We start from the raw sequence: 17437 nt of genomic DNA on the forward strand, positions 1-17437 counted from the left end.
AGTCCGGGATCAGGATGTCGTGAGCCCAAACGCAAACGGCGGATCGAAGAGATCCGCCGTCGGGTTTCGTATCTGCAGCCAGCCTACCAGAGGTCGTAGCGCAGCCCGAGCTTGACCGTCTGATAATTGATGCCCTTGTGGATGTTGAAGGCGCCGCTGTCATAAGCGACGTATTTGGCGCCCGGCACCGAGAAATATTCGTAGCCAAGGTCAACCGACACGTTCTTGGCCACCTGATAGGAAAGACCGCCCCCGATCGAATAGGCAAGGTTGAATTTGCCCTCCTTATCCGTTGCACCCTCGTAACCGGCCGGATCATCACAAGAGAACCCGCCCGTGCCGGACGAATTGGGGGCCACTTCCACGCAATCCTTCGCCCCAATGCTCCTGTAATATTTATTGTATGCGACACCGACCCCTCCGCCAAGATATGGAGTGATTCCAACATAGGTGCCGAGATCGACATAGCCATTGGCCATGATGCTGTAGCCTTTGTTGGAAGCATTGTCGGAAAGATCGCATGCCTGCGTAGCCGCGACGGAATTGATGGTGCCAAAACCGTCGTCCACAAGCGTATGGCCGTCGCAAGTGGCTGCCAACTTGGCGTGTTCCCCGAATTTGTCGGTCGGAAGAATCCCGCCGTTCAGCTCGACCCGAAGATAGTCGTTGACATGATACCCCATACCGAAACTGCCTGTGAAAAGGCTGCTCTCATCGGTAAAGCTGTTAAGCGGGCCGGTTGTCGCTTCCTCATGCTCGAAGGGATGGCTGAACGCGTAGCCGACATCGCCGCGCAGATACCAGCCCGAGCCGACCTCGACCGGTTGATAGTCCGGCGCCTGATCGACATAGATCGGCGGATCGTAGTCCGCGGCTTGCGCCGGCGTCAGCAGCGCAAGCGCGAGTGCGGCAAGTGCCGGCGCTGTCAGCAATTTGAAATTCATGGGTCCCCGGCTCCTGAAATTGGCGCTCTTCATTTTGATCGCAAGCGCCGTTTCAGTAGGCATTGTTAACCATAGTGGTTAAGTGCGGGTTAAGGATAACGCGACGTTACCGATTTGATTTCGATAGGCTTTCTCTCCGCACGCCGCGGCCTGGAAGTGCACCGCAATCGGCAAACAAAAACCGCCCGGCATGGCCGGGCGGTTCGCAAATTCCTGGATTTCGAAGCGACTACTTGGTGTAGACCGGCTCCGGTTCGGGAACGTAGGGCTCCGGCGGCGGGGCGCAGTCCGACCGGCCGAACTGGTAGCGCAGGCCGCCGCGCACTTCGTGCACGTTGATGCCGCGATCGAAGCCCGGGCCGACATCGCTGTCGGAGGCGTAGTTGAACATCTTGCCACCATTGATGTGGCTGTAGCGATAGCCGAGATCGAGCTTGACCCGGTCGGTCAGGCAGTAGGAGGCGCCGGCCATGAGGGCATAGGCAAAGCGCCAGCCCTTGCCGCCGCTGTGCTCGAAGGAGCCATCGAGATCGGTATTGTGCAGCGTATCCCACTTGACCCAGGCACCACCGATGCCGGCGCCGACATAGGGCGTCACGCCGTGCCAGGTGCCGATATCGACATAGGCATTGGCCAGGAGCAGCATCGCCGAATAGGACGATGTGTCGACGGAGGTACAAGCTATGCCGCCGCCGCAGAAACCATTGGTCGAGCCGCGGAAATTGGACTTGCCCATCCAGTCGAAGGTCAGATCGGTGCGGAAGTACCGGTTGACCTGGTAACCGACACCGGCGCCGGCCGAAAAGGAACTCTTCAACTTGCCGGAGGCGAACGAACCGGGGAGTTGGGGCGGTGCCGGGCTGTAGGTGGTGTAGTCACCACCGCGGAACTTCGACCAGTGATAGTCGATATCGCCGCGGATGTACCAGCCGCCGAAATCGGCCGGCTGTTCATAGGCGATCGGCGCCGGCGCCTCTTCGACCACTGGCGGCTCCGCCAGATCGGCGGCGAATACTGGCCCGGCCACGCCTGCGAACAGCGCGGCAAGGAAAGCCATTTTTGCTGCATTGAACATGTTTGTCACCCCTGAGAACCCGTCGGAACTTTGAATCCGCTCGAATGTGTTTGACCTCAGTTGTGGATAATGAATTGCAAAAGTTAAAAGGCGTTTAACCCTGTCGATTAACCACGAATTCTCGACATTTTAGCAAACGGCCTCCGCCGCCATGACGCTGGGACCAACCCTGGCCGAAACAAAAAGCCCGCCTGCAGGCGGGCTTGAAGTCTTGAGCCGGCAGTTCGCCCCTCCCGTCGGAGGCAGCGCAATCAGGCGGCGCTGCGCGTTTCCGAGATGATGTCGACGATGTCGTTGACCACGGCCTCGACCAGCTGTGGGTCGTCGCCCTCGGCCATGACGCGGATCAGCGGCTCGGTGCCCGAGGGCCGGATAACCAGGCGGCCGGCCTTGCCTAGACGGTTGCGCGCATCTTCGATCGCCGCCTTGACCAAGGCTTCTTCAAGCGGCTTGCCGCCGGCGATGCGGACATTCTTCAACAGTTGCGGCACCGGCTCGAATTTCTTCGACAATTCGCTGACCGGCCGGTTCTGCCGCTTGATGCAGGCCAGCACCTGCAGCGCCGAGACCAGCCCGTCGCCAGTGGTCGAGAAATCGGACAGCACAATGTGGCCCGACTGCTCGCCGCCGACATTCAACCCGTGCGCGCGCATATGCTCAACGACATAGCGGTCGCCGACCTTGGTGCGATGCAGCTGCAGCTTCATGTCGCCAAGGAAGCGTTCGAGGCCGAGATTGGACATCACCGTCGAGACGACGCCGCCGCCGGCCAGTCGCCCGCTCTGGTGCCAGGACTCGGCGATCAGCGCCATGATCTGGTCACCGTCGACGATGGTGCCGTTCTCGTCGACGATGACGACACGGTCGGCATCGCCGTCGAGTGCGATGCCGATATCGGCGCGCACTTCATGCACCTTCTTCTGCAGGCCGGCCGGATGGGTCGAGCCGCATTCCTTGTTGATGTTGAAACCGTTCGGATCGACATTGATGGCAATGACCTCGGCGCCCAGTTCCCAAAGTGCGGCGGGCGCCACCTTGTAGGCTGCGCCATTGGCGCAATCGACGACGATCCTGAGACCCGACAGCGACATCGAGCGCGGCAGCGTGCGCTTGGCGAATTCGATGTAGCGGTCATGCACGCCGTCGACGCGCTTGGCGCGGCCGAGCCCGTCGGAATCGGCGAGCGCCAGTTCGATATCCTTGTCGAGCATGCTCTCGATGCGCTCCTCGATCTCGTCGGAGAGCTTGTAGCCATCGGGACCGAACAGCTTGATGCCGTTGTCGTAATAAGGGTTGTGCGAGGCCGAGATCATGACGCCGATATCGGCGCGCAGCGAGCGCACCAGCATGGCGACCGCCGGTGTCGGGATCGGGCCGAGCAGGAACACATCCATGCCGGCCGCGCACAGGCCGGACACCATGGCGTTTTCGATCATGTAGCCGGACAGCCTGGTGTCCTTGCCGAGCACGACGCGGTGGCGATGGCTGCCGCGCTGGAACGACAGGCCGGCGGCCATGCCGACCCGCATCGCGATCTCAGCCGTCATCGGAAACTTGTTGGCGCGCCCGCGAATGCCGTCGGTGCCAAAATAACGTCCTGCCATGCTTGCCAGAATCCCCGTCGGTTTTCAGCCGGCTCGTAGTGCCACAATTGGTCCGAGCCCGACTATCACATTGTGTGATTGTATATTACCAATTCTTAGAAAATCATTGTAGCAGGCTGTTCGGAGCGTTGGCAGCGTATCATGACACGGTGTTGCCGCAATATAGCATTCACACTGGGCCACACTGCGCAGATTGGGCCGGTAAGCCGGACTGTTGGAGGGGCAGATCGCAAGGGTCCATCACCTTATCGGGAGAACGCCGTTTAGCATCTGGCGCAGCCTAGCGTTGAGAGCTATTGATTGACACAGGTACAACCTATGGGCGCAGCAACGGGAGAATCGCCATGCTCATCCACCGACTTGCAACTTTGACGGGTCTTGCCGTCGCAACCTTGTTCATGGCGGCGCCCGCCAACGCGCTGACCATGGCCCAGTGTAGTACCAAGTATAATGCCGCCAAGGACGCCGGCACGCTGAACGGGCAGACCTGGAATCAGTATCGGAAGGCCGAGTGCGGCACCGACGCGGCGGCCACCACCGAGACCGCAAAGCCGGCGGCCAAGAAGGCCGCTGCGGCCAAGACGGACACGACCAAGGCCGCCGCCGCTGCTGATGACGGCGCCAAGGGTCTGACGGCCAAGGAATGCAGCGCTAAATACCAGGCTGCCAAGGCCGCCGGTACGCTCAATGGCGCGAAGTGGAACGACTTCCGTAAGACCGAATGCGCCGCCGGCGCTTCCGCCGCGGCAAAACCGGCCAAGGCCACGACCAAGGCCGCAGCCACAACCGACGATGGCGCTAAGGGCCTGACGGCCAAGGAATGCAGCACCAAATACCAGGCGGCAAAGGCCGCCGGTACGCTCAATGGCGCAAAGTGGAACGACTTCCGCAAGACCGAATGCGCCGCCGGGGCCTCGGCCGCGGCAGCACCCGCCAAGGCAACCACCAAGGCAGCTGCCGACAGCAGCGGCAAGGGCCTGAGCATGGCCGATTGCAGCGCCAAGTACCAGGCTGCCAAGTCTGCCAATACTCTGGGCGGCAAGAAGTGGAACGACTTCCGCAAGGCCGAATGCGGCGCAGGCGCAGATGACGACGACACCGTGCCCGCTCCGAGCGAGGCGACCTATACCAGCGAGCCCGAGAAGCCCTCGGTCACCGCTCCCAAGGGCGTGAAGTTCCCGGCCGCGATCTCGAAGAAATACGCCGGCGAGACGCCGGCCAAGGGCCGCATGCACACCTGCCTCGAGCTCTACTACGCCAACAAGGATGCCAACACGCTGAATGGCCTGCGCTGGATCCAGAAGGGCGGCGGCTTCTACAGCCTCTGCAATGCCAAGCTGAAGAGCTGATCGCGTAGCCATATTCTCCAGACAGAGGCCCGCGCATCGCAGCATGCACGGGCCTTTTTATTGCGCTCGAACACACCCGGCGTTGATCGCGTTACATATCGCGGAAGCTGTCGGAATCATCCATTCGCCCACACTGCCCACCCCAGACATATCGGTGATTCGCAAAGATTCCAATTGAACATATGCAGAACAAATGGTATACAAAAGGACATCGAATTTTTGTCAACCAGGAGGGTCTTATGTCCAGATTGAAATTGGCGGCATTGGCTGTGACGGCATGGATTGCGTGGAGCGTCACCCCTGCAAGCGCACTGATAATGAAGGAATGCGGCGAGGCCTATCGCACAGCCAAGGAAGGCGGCACTCTGAACGGCATGGATTGGACCGCTTTCCGCACCGAGAAGTGTGCGACGTCAGCTGCGGAGAGTGCCAATGCGGATGCGGTCAAAACCGAGCCGCAGCCGCAGAAGGAAACCAGCGCGGCGGTCGCCCTCGCTGTAGCGCCGACGGGCGTGACATTCCCGACCACCCTCGCCGCCGAATTCAAGACCGAGAAGCCCTCGAAGGCGCGGATGAAGACCTGCCTGCAGGGCTACCACGGCAACAAGGACGCGGGTACGTTGAACGGCCTTCGCTGGATCCAGAAGGGCGGCGGCTATTACAGCCTCTGCAACGCCAAGCTGAAGAGCTGATCGACCAGCAGCGTTTGAAGATCGAAGGCCCTCAACCGCAAGGTTGGCGGGCCTTCTCTTGGGTCTTGCCCCGTCAAGCGCCTTGTTTCGAGAGCTGGAGCAGTGCGACCAGGCTTGTAAGATCGGCATTGGCCTGGCCGGCAGCCACCCCGCGCTTCATCAGGCTTTGCATCGGCAAGACGAGTTCGGTGCTGACGTCAGCCGACCTGCTGGCATCGATGAGATTGACGTAGGCATCAACCTGCATGCCCAGGTTGGAAACGACATTGCTGGTGTGATCGCCACTGTCGATCTGTTCCGCCCACTTCGGCAGCAGGCCTTGCATCGACTGAAGCCAGGAGGCCAGCAGCGGCATGAACTCGCCGGCCGGGATTCCTGCTGCGCCCGTCAATGCCAACGCCTGCAGAACGCCCGCGAACATGCCGTACATGCCGGTCAGAAGCGAGATATCATAGAGCGGCGCGAGGCCAGCATCCTCACCGAGGAATTTGCTGGTGCCGAGCGCTCCGAGCTGCCCCGAACAGGCATCGAACGCCTGGCGCGAACCGCTGTAGAGAATCAAGGCGTGCGGCCCGCCGATCATCGGCGGCACCGCCATGATGCCGCCGTCGATATAGCTCGCGCCCTGGCTCACCGCCCAGCCCGACATCGCCCGCGCCTGCTCGGGCGTGCCGTTGGTGAGATTGACCAATGTGCGGCCCGACAGCGCGTCTCGGCTTGGGCCGAGCACCTCACGAGCGGTGTCATAGACAAGCAGGCACGCCACGATCAGTGGACTCGATCTGACGGCTTCCTCGACACTCTTGGCCACAATGGCGCCCTTGGCTGCCAAAGCCTCAGCCTTTGCCGGAGAACGGTTCCACACCGTCACCGCATGTCCCTGGTTCAGAAAGGCTTCGGCAAGCGCCGTGCCCATGGCGCCGAGACCGATCACTGTTATGTCGCTCATTCTGCTTCTCCTTGGTTTGGTTGCGCGGTTACGCCGGTGTCGGGCTCAGGTCCTGGCCAAGGCCACCGTCCACGGTCAGCCGCGCGCCCGTGGTGAAGGTCGCGTCGAACGCCAGGAACAGCACTGCGCGCGCCACCTCCTCCATCGTGCCGTGGCGCTTCATCGGCGTGACCGCGTCGCCGATCGCCATGAAGGCGGCCCGCTCCTCGGCCGAGGCGTCGGCCACACCCATCGTCGGCGTATCGATGAAACCAGGGCTGACCACATTCACGCGGATGCGGCGCGGCAGAAGCTCGGCGGCCAGGACCTTGGCGAAGGCGCGCAGTGCCGCCTTCGATCCGGAATAGACGCTCATGCCGCCGGTGCCGGATTCGTCGGCGATCGACGAGGTGAAGACTATGGCGCCACCATCGCTGATGAGGGGCAGCAGGCGCTGCGCGGTGAAGAAAGCGCCTTTGGTGTTGATGTCGAAGGTGCGATCGTAACTGTCCTCGGTGACCCGCTCCACGGGTTCGAGATTGGCCACCCCGGCATTGACGTGAAGGAAGTCGATCTGGCCAAGCTTCTGCCCCACTTCGGCACCGAGCGTGACGATATCGGCCATGTCTGAGATATTGGACCGCACGACATGAGCTCGCGAAAGCAGCTTGGCTCGCGCGGCCTCGATGTTGCGCTGGTCGCGGCCGGTGACCAGGACCTCGGCGCCGCTTTCGATCAGGGCTTCGGCAACGGCGAGCCCCATGCCGTGCGTCCCGCCTATGACAACGGCCTTCTTGTTTGCGTATCGTGTCATGATCCATCCGTTTTTGACAAAATCCGGCCGCCGACGGCCTTTGCAGGTCGAAGCGAGGTACCGATATGATGTTGTGGTGTTCGCCGATGCCGGCGAGCTGGTTTGAAGCTATGGACCGGCTTGGTTTTTCTCAAGTACCGACAAAAATGTAAGCTACCCACCGATTGCTCAGAATTGGATGAAACATGGGAAAGAAACAGCCAGATAGTTGCGGATTGGGGCCGGCGCTGGAGGTCATCAGCGGCAAATGGAAGGCGCTACTGCTCTGGCAGATTCACAAGGCGCCGGCACGATTCGGTGAGCTGAAGCGGCTGGTGCCTGACATCAGCGAAAAGATGCTGATCCAACAGCTGCGCGAAATGGAGGCCGACGGCATCGTCCATCGCGAAATCTTTCCCGAGGTGCCGCCGAGGGTCGAATACTCGATTACCGAATTCGGCATCGAGCTGGACAATGCCCTGATCCCGCTGGCCAGATGGGGCAAGCAACATGCTGGCCGGACTGACGGTGTGCGCCCCGGCAAAGCAAATGCATCCGTCCCGCATGCTCTTTGAGAGACCCTGAATAGCAAAACGCCGCGGATTGAGCCGCGGCGTTTTCTTGCATCAAGTGATGTCAGCTCAGCTCGACGGCTGAGGCTCCATGCCGCCTTCGGGCTCGGGACCCTTTTTGCGGCGGCCGGACTTCGGCACAGCCGAGCCGCGGCTTGTGGGGGTATCATCCCCCAAATCTCGCGCGGGCTTCTGCCCGGCGATCAGCTGCTTGATCTCTTCGCCCGAAAGCGTCTCGTATTCGAGCAGGCCCTGCGCCAGAGCGATCCATTCCTTCTTCTTCTTGGTCAGAATGGACTTGGCCGTGACATAGGCCTCGTCGATCAGCCGGCGCACTTCGGCGTCGATGATCTGCGCGGTCTCTTCCGAGACGTTCTGCGTGCGCGCCACCGAATGGCCGAGGAAAACCTCTTCCTGGTTGTCGCCATAGGCGACATGGCCGAGCTTGTCGGAGAAGCCCCAGCGCGTGACCATGGCGCGCGCCAGCTTTGTCGCCTGCTCGATGTCCGAAGAGGCGCCCGAGGTGATGTTCTCCTTGCCGAACTTGAACTCCTCTGCGACGCGGCCGCCCATCATGATGGCAAGCCGCGAGATCATGTATTTGTAGCTCATCGAATAGCGGTCGCCTTCCGGCAGTTGCATGACCATGCCGAGCGCGCGACCGCGCGGGATGATGGTCGCCTTGTGCAGCGGATCGGCCGACGGCACGTTGAGCGCCAGGATGGCGTGGCCGGCCTCGTGATAGGCCGTGAGTTCCTTTTCGGCCTGGGTCATGGCCGACGAGCGGCGCTCGGCGCCCATCATGATCTTGTCCTTGGCGTCCTCGAACTCGGCCATGGTGACAAGGCGCTTGTTGCGGCGCGCCGCCATCAGAGCAGATTCATTGACAAGGTTCATCAGGTCGGCGCCCGAGAAGCCCGGCGTGCCGCGTGCGATCACCTTGAGGTCGACATTCGGTGCCAGCGGCACGTTGCGCACATGCACCTTGAGGATCTTCTCGCGGCCGACGATGTCGGGGTTCGGCACCACCACCTGGCGGTCGAAGCGACCCGGACGCAGCAGCGCCGGGTCGAGCACGTCGGGCCGGTTGGTGGCGGCGATCAGGATGATGCTCTCGTTGGACTCGAATCCGTCCATCTCGACCAGCAACTGGTTCAGCGTCTGTTCGCGCTCATCATTGCCACCGCCGAGGCCGGCGCCGCGATGGCGGCCGACAGCGTCGATTTCGTCGATGAAGATGATGCAGGGAGCATTCTTCTTGGCCTGGTCGAACATGTCGCGCACACGGCTTGCGCCGACGCCGACGAACATCTCGACGAAGTCGGAACCCGAAATGGTGAAGAACGGCACATTCGCTTCGCCGGCGACGGAGCGGGCGAGCAGCGTCTTGCCGGTGCCGGGAGGTCCGACCAGAAGCACGCCGCGCGGGATCTTGCCGCCGAGGCGCTGGAACTTCTGCGGATCGCGCAGGAACTCGACGATCTCTTCCAGATCTTCCTTGGCCTCGTCGACGCCGGCGACATCCTGGAAGGTGACGCGGCCATGCGCCTCAGTGAGAAGCTTGGCCTTCGACTTGCCGAAACCCATGGCGCGGCCGGAGCCGGACTGCATCTGGCGCATGAAGAATATCCACACGCCGAGGATCAGGATCATCGGCAGGTAGGAGATCAGATAGCTGAACAGCGAGTTGGAACCGTCCGACTCAGGCCGCGCATTGATGGTGACGTTCTTGTCCTGCAGCCGCGAGACCAGCTGCGGATCGCCAGGCGAATAGGTCTGGAAGCCATTGGCGTTGTCGGCGTAGGTGCCCGTGATGCGGGCGCCGGCGATGACCACCGTCTTGACCCGGCCGGCCGCGACCTCTTGCAGGAACTGCGAATAGGGAACGTCGGTCGAGGCCCCGCGAGTCTGCGGCGTCTGGAACAGATTGAAGAGAGCAATGAGCAGGACCGCTATGATCGCCCAGAGCGCGAGATTGCGATAATTCGGATTCATCAATTGTCCCGTTGGTGCCCGCTGGGACACGCGTCATGAGAGGAAACTTGCGCCTAACATAGGGAGAGCGCCCCCCCTTGCCAAGCATAACAGCACGTCTGGGTTAAGCTTTCGCGCCATGATCAACCGGCACTGTGGCGGCCAAAGGGCAAGCCGGGACAGGCGGTGCGCCGATCAACTCGGCCACGGCCTGCGCCAACACCAGATCGAAGCACGGCAGAAAACGGGCAAAGGGCGCAACGGCGGGACTGACGGCGATTGCCGCCGCCGCCGCTACATCCCCTGCAAAACCAAGGCATTCGCCGCCGCGCCATAGCGCCGGTTCCGCAGCCAGGGCGGCGCGCACAAGGCTTGGCGGCGCGCCATCCCCGGCAATCGGCGTTCTGGCGGCGGCAGCGGCGCCAAGCGGCGCGATCAACCATGCACCCGGACTGTCGCCCAATGTGATCGCCCCGGCTTCGATGTCTGGCGTGATCCGCCGGCGACCGTCCCAAAGCAGAGTGCCAGCTATCGGCGCGGAACGCGGCAGGTCGCGCGATTCACGGCGCAGGAAGATGCCGTTTCGCCTGATATCGACGACCGCCCGCGACAATGTGGCGCAAAGCCGACCGGCCCGCATTTGCTCGAACAGCGCTTCGCCGCGCGCCTGGTCCGGCAACAAGGCGGTGCCGCCCGTCGCCGCCAGCAGGACACGCAGCGCATAGACCGAGGCTCGCGTGTCGTCAGCTTCGGCAAGACCGGGATCGAGACGGATGAGACCCCTCGCCGGCCGGCTGGCAAATTCACCGATCAGGGCGGCGGCGCGGCGACCGAGTTGTTCGCGCTCGCCGGCGGCCCGCCTGGCCAGGCCGATCGCTTCGGCAAAACGCTGCCCGCTCCGGTCTTCGCCGAGCACGGCGCGGATGCGCGGGCGTTCGAAATTCGTGTCGATGTTGGTCGGATCCTCGACCCAGCCGACATGTTCGCGCTGCAGGAAGGCGCGCAACGCCGCGCGCCGAGCGCCGAGCAGCGGCCGCGCGATCCAGATCCGCCAGTCATAGAGGGTGGCAGGCGCCATGCCGGCGAGACCTCGGCCTGCAAGCTCTCGCCCGTCATTCCGCGCGGCTCGCATCAGGACGGTCTCGGCCTGGTCGTCGGCGGTGTGGCCGGTTACGATCACACCAATGCCTTGCGCCTGCGCTGCCTCGGCCAGCAACCGGTAGCGCGCCTCGCGTGCCGCCGCGGGCAGGCCGGCCGACGGCTTGGCGCCGTACCAGTTGAGCGTCCGGTGCGCGATGCCGCGCTCGGCACAAAGCTTTGCCACGCTGCGCGCTTCGGCTGCTGCTTCCGGACGCAGGCCGTGGTCGATCGTCACCGCCAGCAGCCGGGCTGTCGGGGCGCTGCGGTCGAGGTGAGCCTTGAGGAGAAGAAGGAGGGCGGTCGAGTCGCTGCCGCCGGACACGGCCGCAAGCGCGCCGTTGGTAAAGTCGATCTGCGAAAAATTCGAAAGGTCAGGCTCGGTATCGAGCATCAATGCATGTCGCGCAAAAGTGGTCCCGGTTCTGGGACAACACGGCAAAGACTAGCACGCCGCCAGCGCCCTCTCCTGCTTGACGCGTTCCTTGAGCGCGGCCGAAATATCGGGATAGCGCTTGCCGATCTCGCCGAAGGTGGCGCAGGCGACATCCTTCTGCTTGAGGCCGACCAGCGACACGCCAAGCTTCAGGAGCATGTCAGGCGCCTTCTTGGCCTTCGGATAGTCCTTGCTGGCGGAGAGGAAAACCTCGGCAGCGTCATGATACTTCTGCTGGCCAAGCAGCGATTCGCCAAGCCAGTAATGCGCGTCCGCCGCCTTGGCGTCCTTCGGGAACCGGGCGATGTGGTCGCGAAAACCCTGCTCGGCGGTGCTGTAGTCGCCCGACAGGATGAACTGGTAGGAGTTGCGGTAGATCTCTTCCGGGTTGTTGGTGGCAGGCAGCGCCGCCACCACCGTGCCGTCCGACTTGCCGGTCTTAGCCCCGGCAGCCGGCGCCTCGGCGGCGGGAGCCGCACCTTCCGCCGGCGCCGCTGCCTGCGTGTTGCCGCCGGCGTCGATTACATTGCCGTTCTTGTCGACGGTGATGGTGCCGAAGGTCTTGGGCGGCGTGCCGTTGATCACCTTGCCGGGATCGCCGGTCTGCGATTCGACGATGACCTCGCCGACGCTCTGGCCGCCATCCGACTGCGCGCCGGCATCGGCCGGCGCCTGGTCTGCCGGGGCCTCGGCGACGCCGGTGCCCGCGCCACCGTCCTGCGGCGCGGCCTCCGATTTCTTCTGGGCCGGCGGCTGCCCGCTGGAGCCGCCTTCCAACTGCTGGAAGCGGAACTCGTTGTCTTCCTGCTGCTTGCGCATCTGCTCCTGCATCTGCAGGATCTGGAAGTTGAGTTCCTCGAGCTTGCCGTTCATCTGCCGGAGCTGATCTTCCAGCCCCGCGGCGGCGGTGCCGTCCTGCTGCTGCGCGATCTGTTGCTGCTCCGGCTTCTCCTTCTTGCCGAAAATGCCGAGCGTCGGCAGATGGAAGGAAAAGCCGCTATCCGCGGGTTGTCCGGTGCCGCTCGCAGAAGCCGCGAAGCCTGATACGAGCAGCAGCGCAAGCGTGCCGCTCAAGACCGATCTGAAATGCATGTGCCTCTCGCCGTGAATATCGTGAGCCTGTTCGCGCCTTCCGATCACAGTGGGACCGGCACGACGCCCTCGGCTCTTAGCAGGAGGCGAGACTTCGGCCAAATTTTGTTTCCGGGTTTGTTTCCGGGACCGAAACTGAAAAAGGCGGCCACAAGGCCGCCTTTCGCATGGAAGTGTTGCAATTATGCGACTAAGGCCGCCGTCTTACTCATCAGGAGCCGGCGCCGGAGAGCGTGGTGACGGCGCGGCGATTCTGCGACCAGCAGGAGATGTCGTCGCAGACCGCGACCGGACGTTCCTTGCCGTAGGAAATGGTCTTCAGGCGGCTCGCCGAAACGCCCCTGGCGACCAGGAAGTCGCGGGTGGCGGCGGCGCGGCGGGCGCCGAGAGCCAGATTGTATTCACGCGTGCCGCGTTCGTCGGCATGGCCTTCGACGACGATGGCGTACTGCTTGTACTGGTTGAGCCACTGCGCCTGGCGCGACAGCGTCGTCTGCGCATCGGCGCGGATCGCGGTCGAGTCCGTGTCGAAGAAGATGCGGTCGCCAATGTTGACGGTGAAGTCCTGCGCCGAGCCCGGCGTTGCCGCACCCGCGCCATTGAGACCGAGATCGGCAGCGTTGTTAGGGGTTTTCTTCGAGGCGCAACCGGTGATGGCGAGCATCGCGATCAGGGCGATCATCGCCGGGTTTCTGGTAAGTGCTGCGATACGGCCCATGCCGCCTCTCCTTCGTATTCGAGTGACTTCGTTGATCACCCAGTAACCACGTTTGGGTTAACCGGCATTCAAGAAACACGGTTAAAATTTGGTTTCAGCCGCCGTCCCCAGCCAAAATGACCTGATGCCACAATGGTCGCGGACCGTAGGCGGAAATGCGGCCAAAACGCGACTTTGGCGTGAAAAAAGCCCCAAAACGGGGCTTTTAAGGTAGTGTTGCCGAGTTGCAACGAAGCGAGCGGGCCAGGCCGAAACTTAGTTACTCCAGCAGCGGCGACCACGCCGGGTCGGAAGCAAAATTCGCGGTCGGGATCGACTGTTCGTTGCGGCCGGTGAGATCGACGGAAACCAGTTTTGGGCCGCCGGCGGAGTCGCGGAAGAACATCAGCACGCGGCCGTTGGGCGCCCAGGTCGGTCCCTCCTGCTGGAAGCCCGAGGAGAGGATGCGCTCGCCCGAACCGTCGGTCTTCATGACGCCGATCTGGAATTCGCCGCCGGTCTGCTTGGTGAAGGCGACGAGGTCGCCGCGCGGCGACCACACCGGCGTCGAATAGACGCCGTCGCCGAACGAGATGCGGGTCTGGCCCGAGCCGTCGGCGCCCATCACATAGATCTGCGCGCGGCCGCCACGGTCGGAAGTGAACACCACCTTGCTGCCGTCGGGCGAATAAGACGGCGAGGTATCGATCGCCGTCGAATTGGTGAGCCTGGTGGTCGAGCGGCTGCGCAGATCCATGGCAAAGATGTTGGAATTGCCGTCGTCGCGCAGCAGGCTCATGATCACCTTCTGGCCGTCGGGCGAAAAGCGCGGCGCAAAGGTCATGCCGGGAAAATTGCCGACCAGTTCGCGCTGCCCGGTCTCGATCTGCAGCAGATAGACCCGCGGCTGACCGCTTTCGTACGACATGTAAGTGATTTCCTGCCGGTTGGGCGAGAAACGCGGTGTCAGCACGATCGAGCGGCCATCGGAGAGATAGCGCACATTGGCGCCGTCCTGGTCCATGATGGCGAGCCGCTTCTTGCGCGCATTCTTGGCGCCGGATTCGTCGATGAAGACGACGCGTGTGTCGAAATAGCCCTTCTCGCCGGTGAGCTTCTCATAGATCGCATCGGCGATGATGTGGGCGACACGGCGTTGATTTGCGTCGTTGGCGAAAAACTGCTCCCCGGCTATCTGCTGGTTGCCAAAAATATCCCATAGTCGGTACTGGGCGCGGATTCGGCCGTCCGCCTCCTTGCTCACGCTGCCGGTGACCAGCGCCTGCGCATTGATCACCTTCCAGTCGTCGAAACGGGGCTGCGCATCCGGATTGGCGATCTTCTCGATGAAGGCGTTCTTGTCTATCGGTGCGAAGAGACCGGAGCGCTTCAGGTCGGCGGTGACGATCTCGGAAATCTGCGCGCCGAGCCCTCCCTGGAAATCTGGGATGGCGATCGGCATCGGTTCGACATTGCCTTTGTTGACGTTGAGCTCGAGGGTTGCTCGAGCAGGCAAGGTGACGACGGCGTTCATGCCCATCGCCATCGCGGCGACCATCAGGAGCGGCTTGAGGATGGATTTCATGTCTTCTCGCTTCTCTTGCTGATTTCTGGGTGCTCAGGCTACAGGCCAAGCATCGCTCTGGGATCGAAGTTGACGCGAACGTCGGACCAAATGTCATGCTTTCCGGCGGGCACCTGCAGGCCGGCGACATCGCATTTCTGCACAGCGCGAACCGCGCTGCTGTCGAACTGGGGGTTGCCGCTGGACTTCTCGACGGTCGGACGGCCCTCCAGCTTGCCGGAGGCATCCAGGCTGAAACGGATCACCACGGTGAAATCCTCAGAACCCTCAAGCCCAACCGGGAGGGTCCAGCAGCCACCGAGTTGTTCTTCCAATGCCCCTTGCTCGGACTTCGACAGCTTCTGGCCTTGATCCTTGTCGCCGCCTAGCGATGCTTGCTGGGTCGAGCGCTTAGCGCCGCCGCCGGATGGCTTCTGCTTGTCGAGCAAAGCCTTGATGTCAGCCTCATTGAACTGCTTGTCATCCGACTTCGGCTTCGACGAGGCTTCCTTGACTGGCTTGTCAGCGTCCTTGCGGTCCGGTGCCTTGGCGCTTTCGGCCTGCGCCGGCTGCGGCTTCGGCCGTGCTTCGGGAGCAGGAGCGGAAGTCGGAAGCTGCGCTTCTTCCAGAGGCTGCTGATCCGATATGGCTTCGGCGACCGCGTCGGGCTTCACGCGTGGCTTCGGCTCTATGGCGGCGGTCGTGTCCGGCTGCGGTGTTGGTGCAGGCTCCTTCACCGGGGTCGGCTTCGGTTCAACCTGCTTCACCGGCTCGGGCTTGACCTCTTCCTTCGGCTGCGGCTCCGGCGCCACCTCCGTCGCAGGTGTCGGCTTCGGCGCTTCCTTTGGCTTCGGCGTGTCCTCGGTCTTCGGCTTTTCGGTCGGCGTCGGCGCCGGAGCAGCCGTCGCTGTTTTCTCCACCGGTTTCGGCTTGGGATCGTCCGTCACCGGCTTGTCGGTATCAACGCTGTTCTCGCCGATTTTCTGTGCATCTGGCACGATGTCGGGACGCTTGGTCGGCATCGGCGCCGGCTTTTCATGCATCACCGCCTTCTTGTCGCCCTGCAGCGTCTGCGCAATGGCTTCCATGGGAACGATGTCGACCGCTATCGACTCGACATCCGTGGACGGCAGCGCGGCCGGCGCCGACAGGGTGAACAGGCCGAAAGCCAGTGCCACCGTATGCAGTATCACCGATGTGGTGAGGCCGGTCTTCATCGTGCGTCTACTGATCCTGTTGCTGCAGTGAAATCAGGCCGATATTCTTGTAGCCGGCGGCCTGGATGAGGGCCATGACCTCCATCGCGGCACCATAATTGGTCGCCTTGTCGCCGCGGATGAAGATGCGCTCTTCGTAGCCGGTCTTGGAAATCGCCTGCAGTTTGGCGACCAGCTCTTCCCTTGGGATTTCGGTCTCCTGCAGGAAAATCTTGCCGGCCGCGTCGATCGAAACGGTGATCGGCTGGGTGTCGGCGTTCATAGCCTTGGCCTTCGTCTCCGGCAGGTCGACCGGCACTCCGACCGTCAACATAGGTGCGGCGACCATGAAGATAATCAAGAGCACCAGCATCACGTCGACCATCGGCGTGACGTTGATTTCCGACATCAATGCATGGTGGCGGCCGCGCCGCCTGTGTCCGCGCCCGCCGCGTCCTGCCATGCCAACCGACATACCCATCTTCTTACCTCAGCCCTTAGGCGCTACTTTTTCATCGATTTGGCGCGAGAGTATGGCGGAGAACTCGTCCGAGAACCCTTCCATCCGCACCGCGATCTTGTTCGCGTCGGATGACAGCTTGTTGTAGGCGATAACCGCTGGAATGGCGGCGAGCAGACCGATGGCCGTTGCCAGCAGCGCTTCGGCAATGCCGGGTGCGACAACCGCGAGACTGGTGTTCTTCGAACCGGCAATCGCCTGGAACGAGGTCATGATGCCGATGACGGTTCCGAACAGGCCGATGAAGGGTGCGGCCGAACCAGTGGTGGCGAGAAAGCCGAGACGGCCCTCCAGCTTCTCCATCTCGCGCGTCAACGCCAGGTCCATCGCCTTGTCGATGCGGGTCTGCAGGCCGAGCGGCGATTTGGCCCCCTTCTCGAAGCTCTTCTTCCATTCGCGCATGGCGGCGACGAAGATCGCACCCATGCCCGTGGTCTTGCGGTCGGCAAGCGTGCGATAGAGCTCTTCCAGCGACTGCCCCGACCAGAACACCTGTTCGAAGCGATTGAGCGACAGACGCATGCGGGCATAGCTGACCAGCTTGTCGACGATGATCGCCCAGGTCCAGACCGAGGCGCAGAGCAGACCGATCATGACCAGCTTGACCACCCAGCTGGCCTGTGTGAACAGCGCCCAAATCGACAATTGCGCTGCCGGATCGGCGAGTGCGGTAGTTTCCATGCTTCAGTCCTTAAGATTTTCCGGGCATCGCTGGCGGCTGGCCCATGGGCATCCTTGTGGTCCGTTCGCGCTTGGCTTCCGGATTAACCCCAAAATGCACCGTTGGCGGCCTTTTCAGGGCAAATATTGGTGAAAGGAAGGCGCGCGGATTCTTCCAATCTTCACCGATCTCTTCATGAACCG

Annotated in this window: 16 protein-coding genes; 3 read left to right on the forward strand and 13 right to left on the reverse strand. The window is 62.5% G+C overall.

Annotation, left to right across the window (positions count from 1 at the left end; all coding sequences use genetic code 11):
* Positions 1-83: 83 nt before the first annotated feature.
* From NLY36_RS13075 to glmM, 3 genes are all read right to left on the reverse strand, one after another.
* Complete coding sequence (locus tag NLY36_RS13075; protein WP_023694608.1) at positions 84-944, reverse strand: outer membrane protein; 861 nt, start codon at positions 942-944, stop codon at positions 84-86.
* 229 nt (positions 945-1173) lie between these two features.
* A complete protein-coding gene (locus tag NLY36_RS13080) occupies positions 1174-2019 on the reverse strand; it encodes an outer membrane protein (RefSeq protein ID WP_023673590.1) in 846 nt (281 codons plus the stop codon).
* Positions 2020-2270: 251 nt separating this feature from the next.
* On the reverse strand, positions 2271-3623 hold the full coding sequence (gene glmM / locus NLY36_RS13085; protein WP_023704880.1) for a phosphoglucosamine mutase: 1353 nt from the start codon (positions 3621-3623) through the stop codon (positions 2271-2273).
* Between the two features lie 344 nt (positions 3624-3967).
* Here glmM and NLY36_RS13090 point away from each other — a divergent pair, with 344 nt between their 5' ends.
* Together NLY36_RS13090 and NLY36_RS13095 are read left to right on the forward strand one after the other, a co-directional pair.
* A complete protein-coding gene (locus tag NLY36_RS13090) occupies positions 3968-4972 on the forward strand; it encodes a hypothetical protein (RefSeq protein WP_023736877.1) in 1005 nt (334 codons plus the stop codon).
* Between the two features lie 239 nt (positions 4973-5211).
* Complete coding sequence (locus NLY36_RS13095) at positions 5212-5664, forward strand: hypothetical protein (RefSeq protein WP_023736876.1); 453 nt, start codon at positions 5212-5214, stop codon at positions 5662-5664.
* A 73-nt stretch (positions 5665-5737) separates the two neighbouring features.
* Here NLY36_RS13095 and NLY36_RS13100 read toward each other — a convergent pair whose 3' ends face one another.
* Together NLY36_RS13100 and NLY36_RS13105 are read right to left on the reverse strand one after the other, a co-directional pair.
* Positions 5738-6613 carry an NAD(P)-dependent oxidoreductase gene (locus tag NLY36_RS13100; RefSeq protein ID WP_023736875.1) on the reverse strand — a complete coding sequence of 292 codons (876 nt, stop codon included), beginning with the start codon at positions 6611-6613 and terminating at the stop codon, positions 5738-5740.
* Between the two features lie 28 nt (positions 6614-6641).
* Entirely contained in the window at positions 6642-7406 is a 765-nt protein-coding gene (locus NLY36_RS13105) for an SDR family oxidoreductase (protein ID WP_023699188.1), read from the reverse strand.
* A 215-nt stretch (positions 7407-7621) separates the two neighbouring features.
* Here NLY36_RS13105 and NLY36_RS13110 point away from each other — a divergent pair, with 215 nt between their 5' ends.
* Complete coding sequence (locus NLY36_RS13110) at positions 7622-7960, forward strand: winged helix-turn-helix transcriptional regulator (protein ID WP_023673597.1); 339 nt, start codon at positions 7622-7624, stop codon at positions 7958-7960.
* Positions 7961-8026: 66 nt separating this feature from the next.
* Here NLY36_RS13110 and ftsH read toward each other — a convergent pair whose 3' ends face one another.
* From ftsH to tolQ, 8 genes are all read right to left on the reverse strand, one after another.
* Positions 8027-9952: an ATP-dependent zinc metalloprotease FtsH gene (gene ftsH, locus NLY36_RS13115; RefSeq protein WP_023673598.1), complete on the reverse strand. Its 1926-nt coding sequence runs from the start codon at positions 9950-9952 to the stop codon at positions 8027-8029.
* Between the two features lie 103 nt (positions 9953-10055).
* Positions 10056-11462: a tRNA lysidine(34) synthetase TilS gene (gene tilS / locus NLY36_RS13120; RefSeq protein WP_023733019.1), complete on the reverse strand. Its 1407-nt coding sequence runs from the start codon at positions 11460-11462 to the stop codon at positions 10056-10058.
* 51 nt (positions 11463-11513) lie between these two features.
* Positions 11514-12596 (reverse strand): tol-pal system protein YbgF, encoded by a 1083-nt coding sequence (gene ybgF, locus NLY36_RS13125; protein ID WP_023733018.1) that lies wholly within the window; start codon positions 12594-12596, stop codon positions 11514-11516.
* Positions 12597-12807: 211 nt separating this feature from the next.
* Positions 12808-13314: a peptidoglycan-associated lipoprotein Pal gene (gene pal / locus NLY36_RS13130; protein WP_023684182.1), complete on the reverse strand. Its 507-nt coding sequence runs from the start codon at positions 13312-13314 to the stop codon at positions 12808-12810.
* A 259-nt stretch (positions 13315-13573) separates the two neighbouring features.
* The gene (gene tolB, locus NLY36_RS13135) at positions 13574-14878 is read right to left on the reverse strand and encodes a Tol-Pal system beta propeller repeat protein TolB (RefSeq protein ID WP_023673841.1); all 1305 of its coding nucleotides are present in this window, start codon (positions 14876-14878) and stop codon (positions 13574-13576) included.
* 38 nt (positions 14879-14916) lie between these two features.
* Positions 14917-16074, reverse strand: coding sequence for a cell envelope integrity protein TolA (tolA, locus tag NLY36_RS13140; protein ID WP_023733017.1), 1158 nt, complete (start codon positions 16072-16074; stop codon positions 14917-14919).
* Between the two features lie 7 nt (positions 16075-16081).
* On the reverse strand, positions 16082-16534 hold the full coding sequence (gene tolR, locus NLY36_RS13145; protein WP_023673843.1) for a protein TolR: 453 nt from the start codon (positions 16532-16534) through the stop codon (positions 16082-16084).
* Positions 16535-16543: 9 nt separating this feature from the next.
* On the reverse strand, positions 16544-17254 hold the full coding sequence (gene tolQ / locus NLY36_RS13150) for a protein TolQ (RefSeq protein WP_023673844.1): 711 nt from the start codon (positions 17252-17254) through the stop codon (positions 16544-16546).
* Between the last annotated feature and the right edge of the window lie 183 nt (positions 17255-17437).

The organism is Mesorhizobium sp. C399B (assembly GCF_030323185.1).
GTDB lineage: Bacteria > Pseudomonadota > Alphaproteobacteria > Rhizobiales > Rhizobiaceae > Mesorhizobium.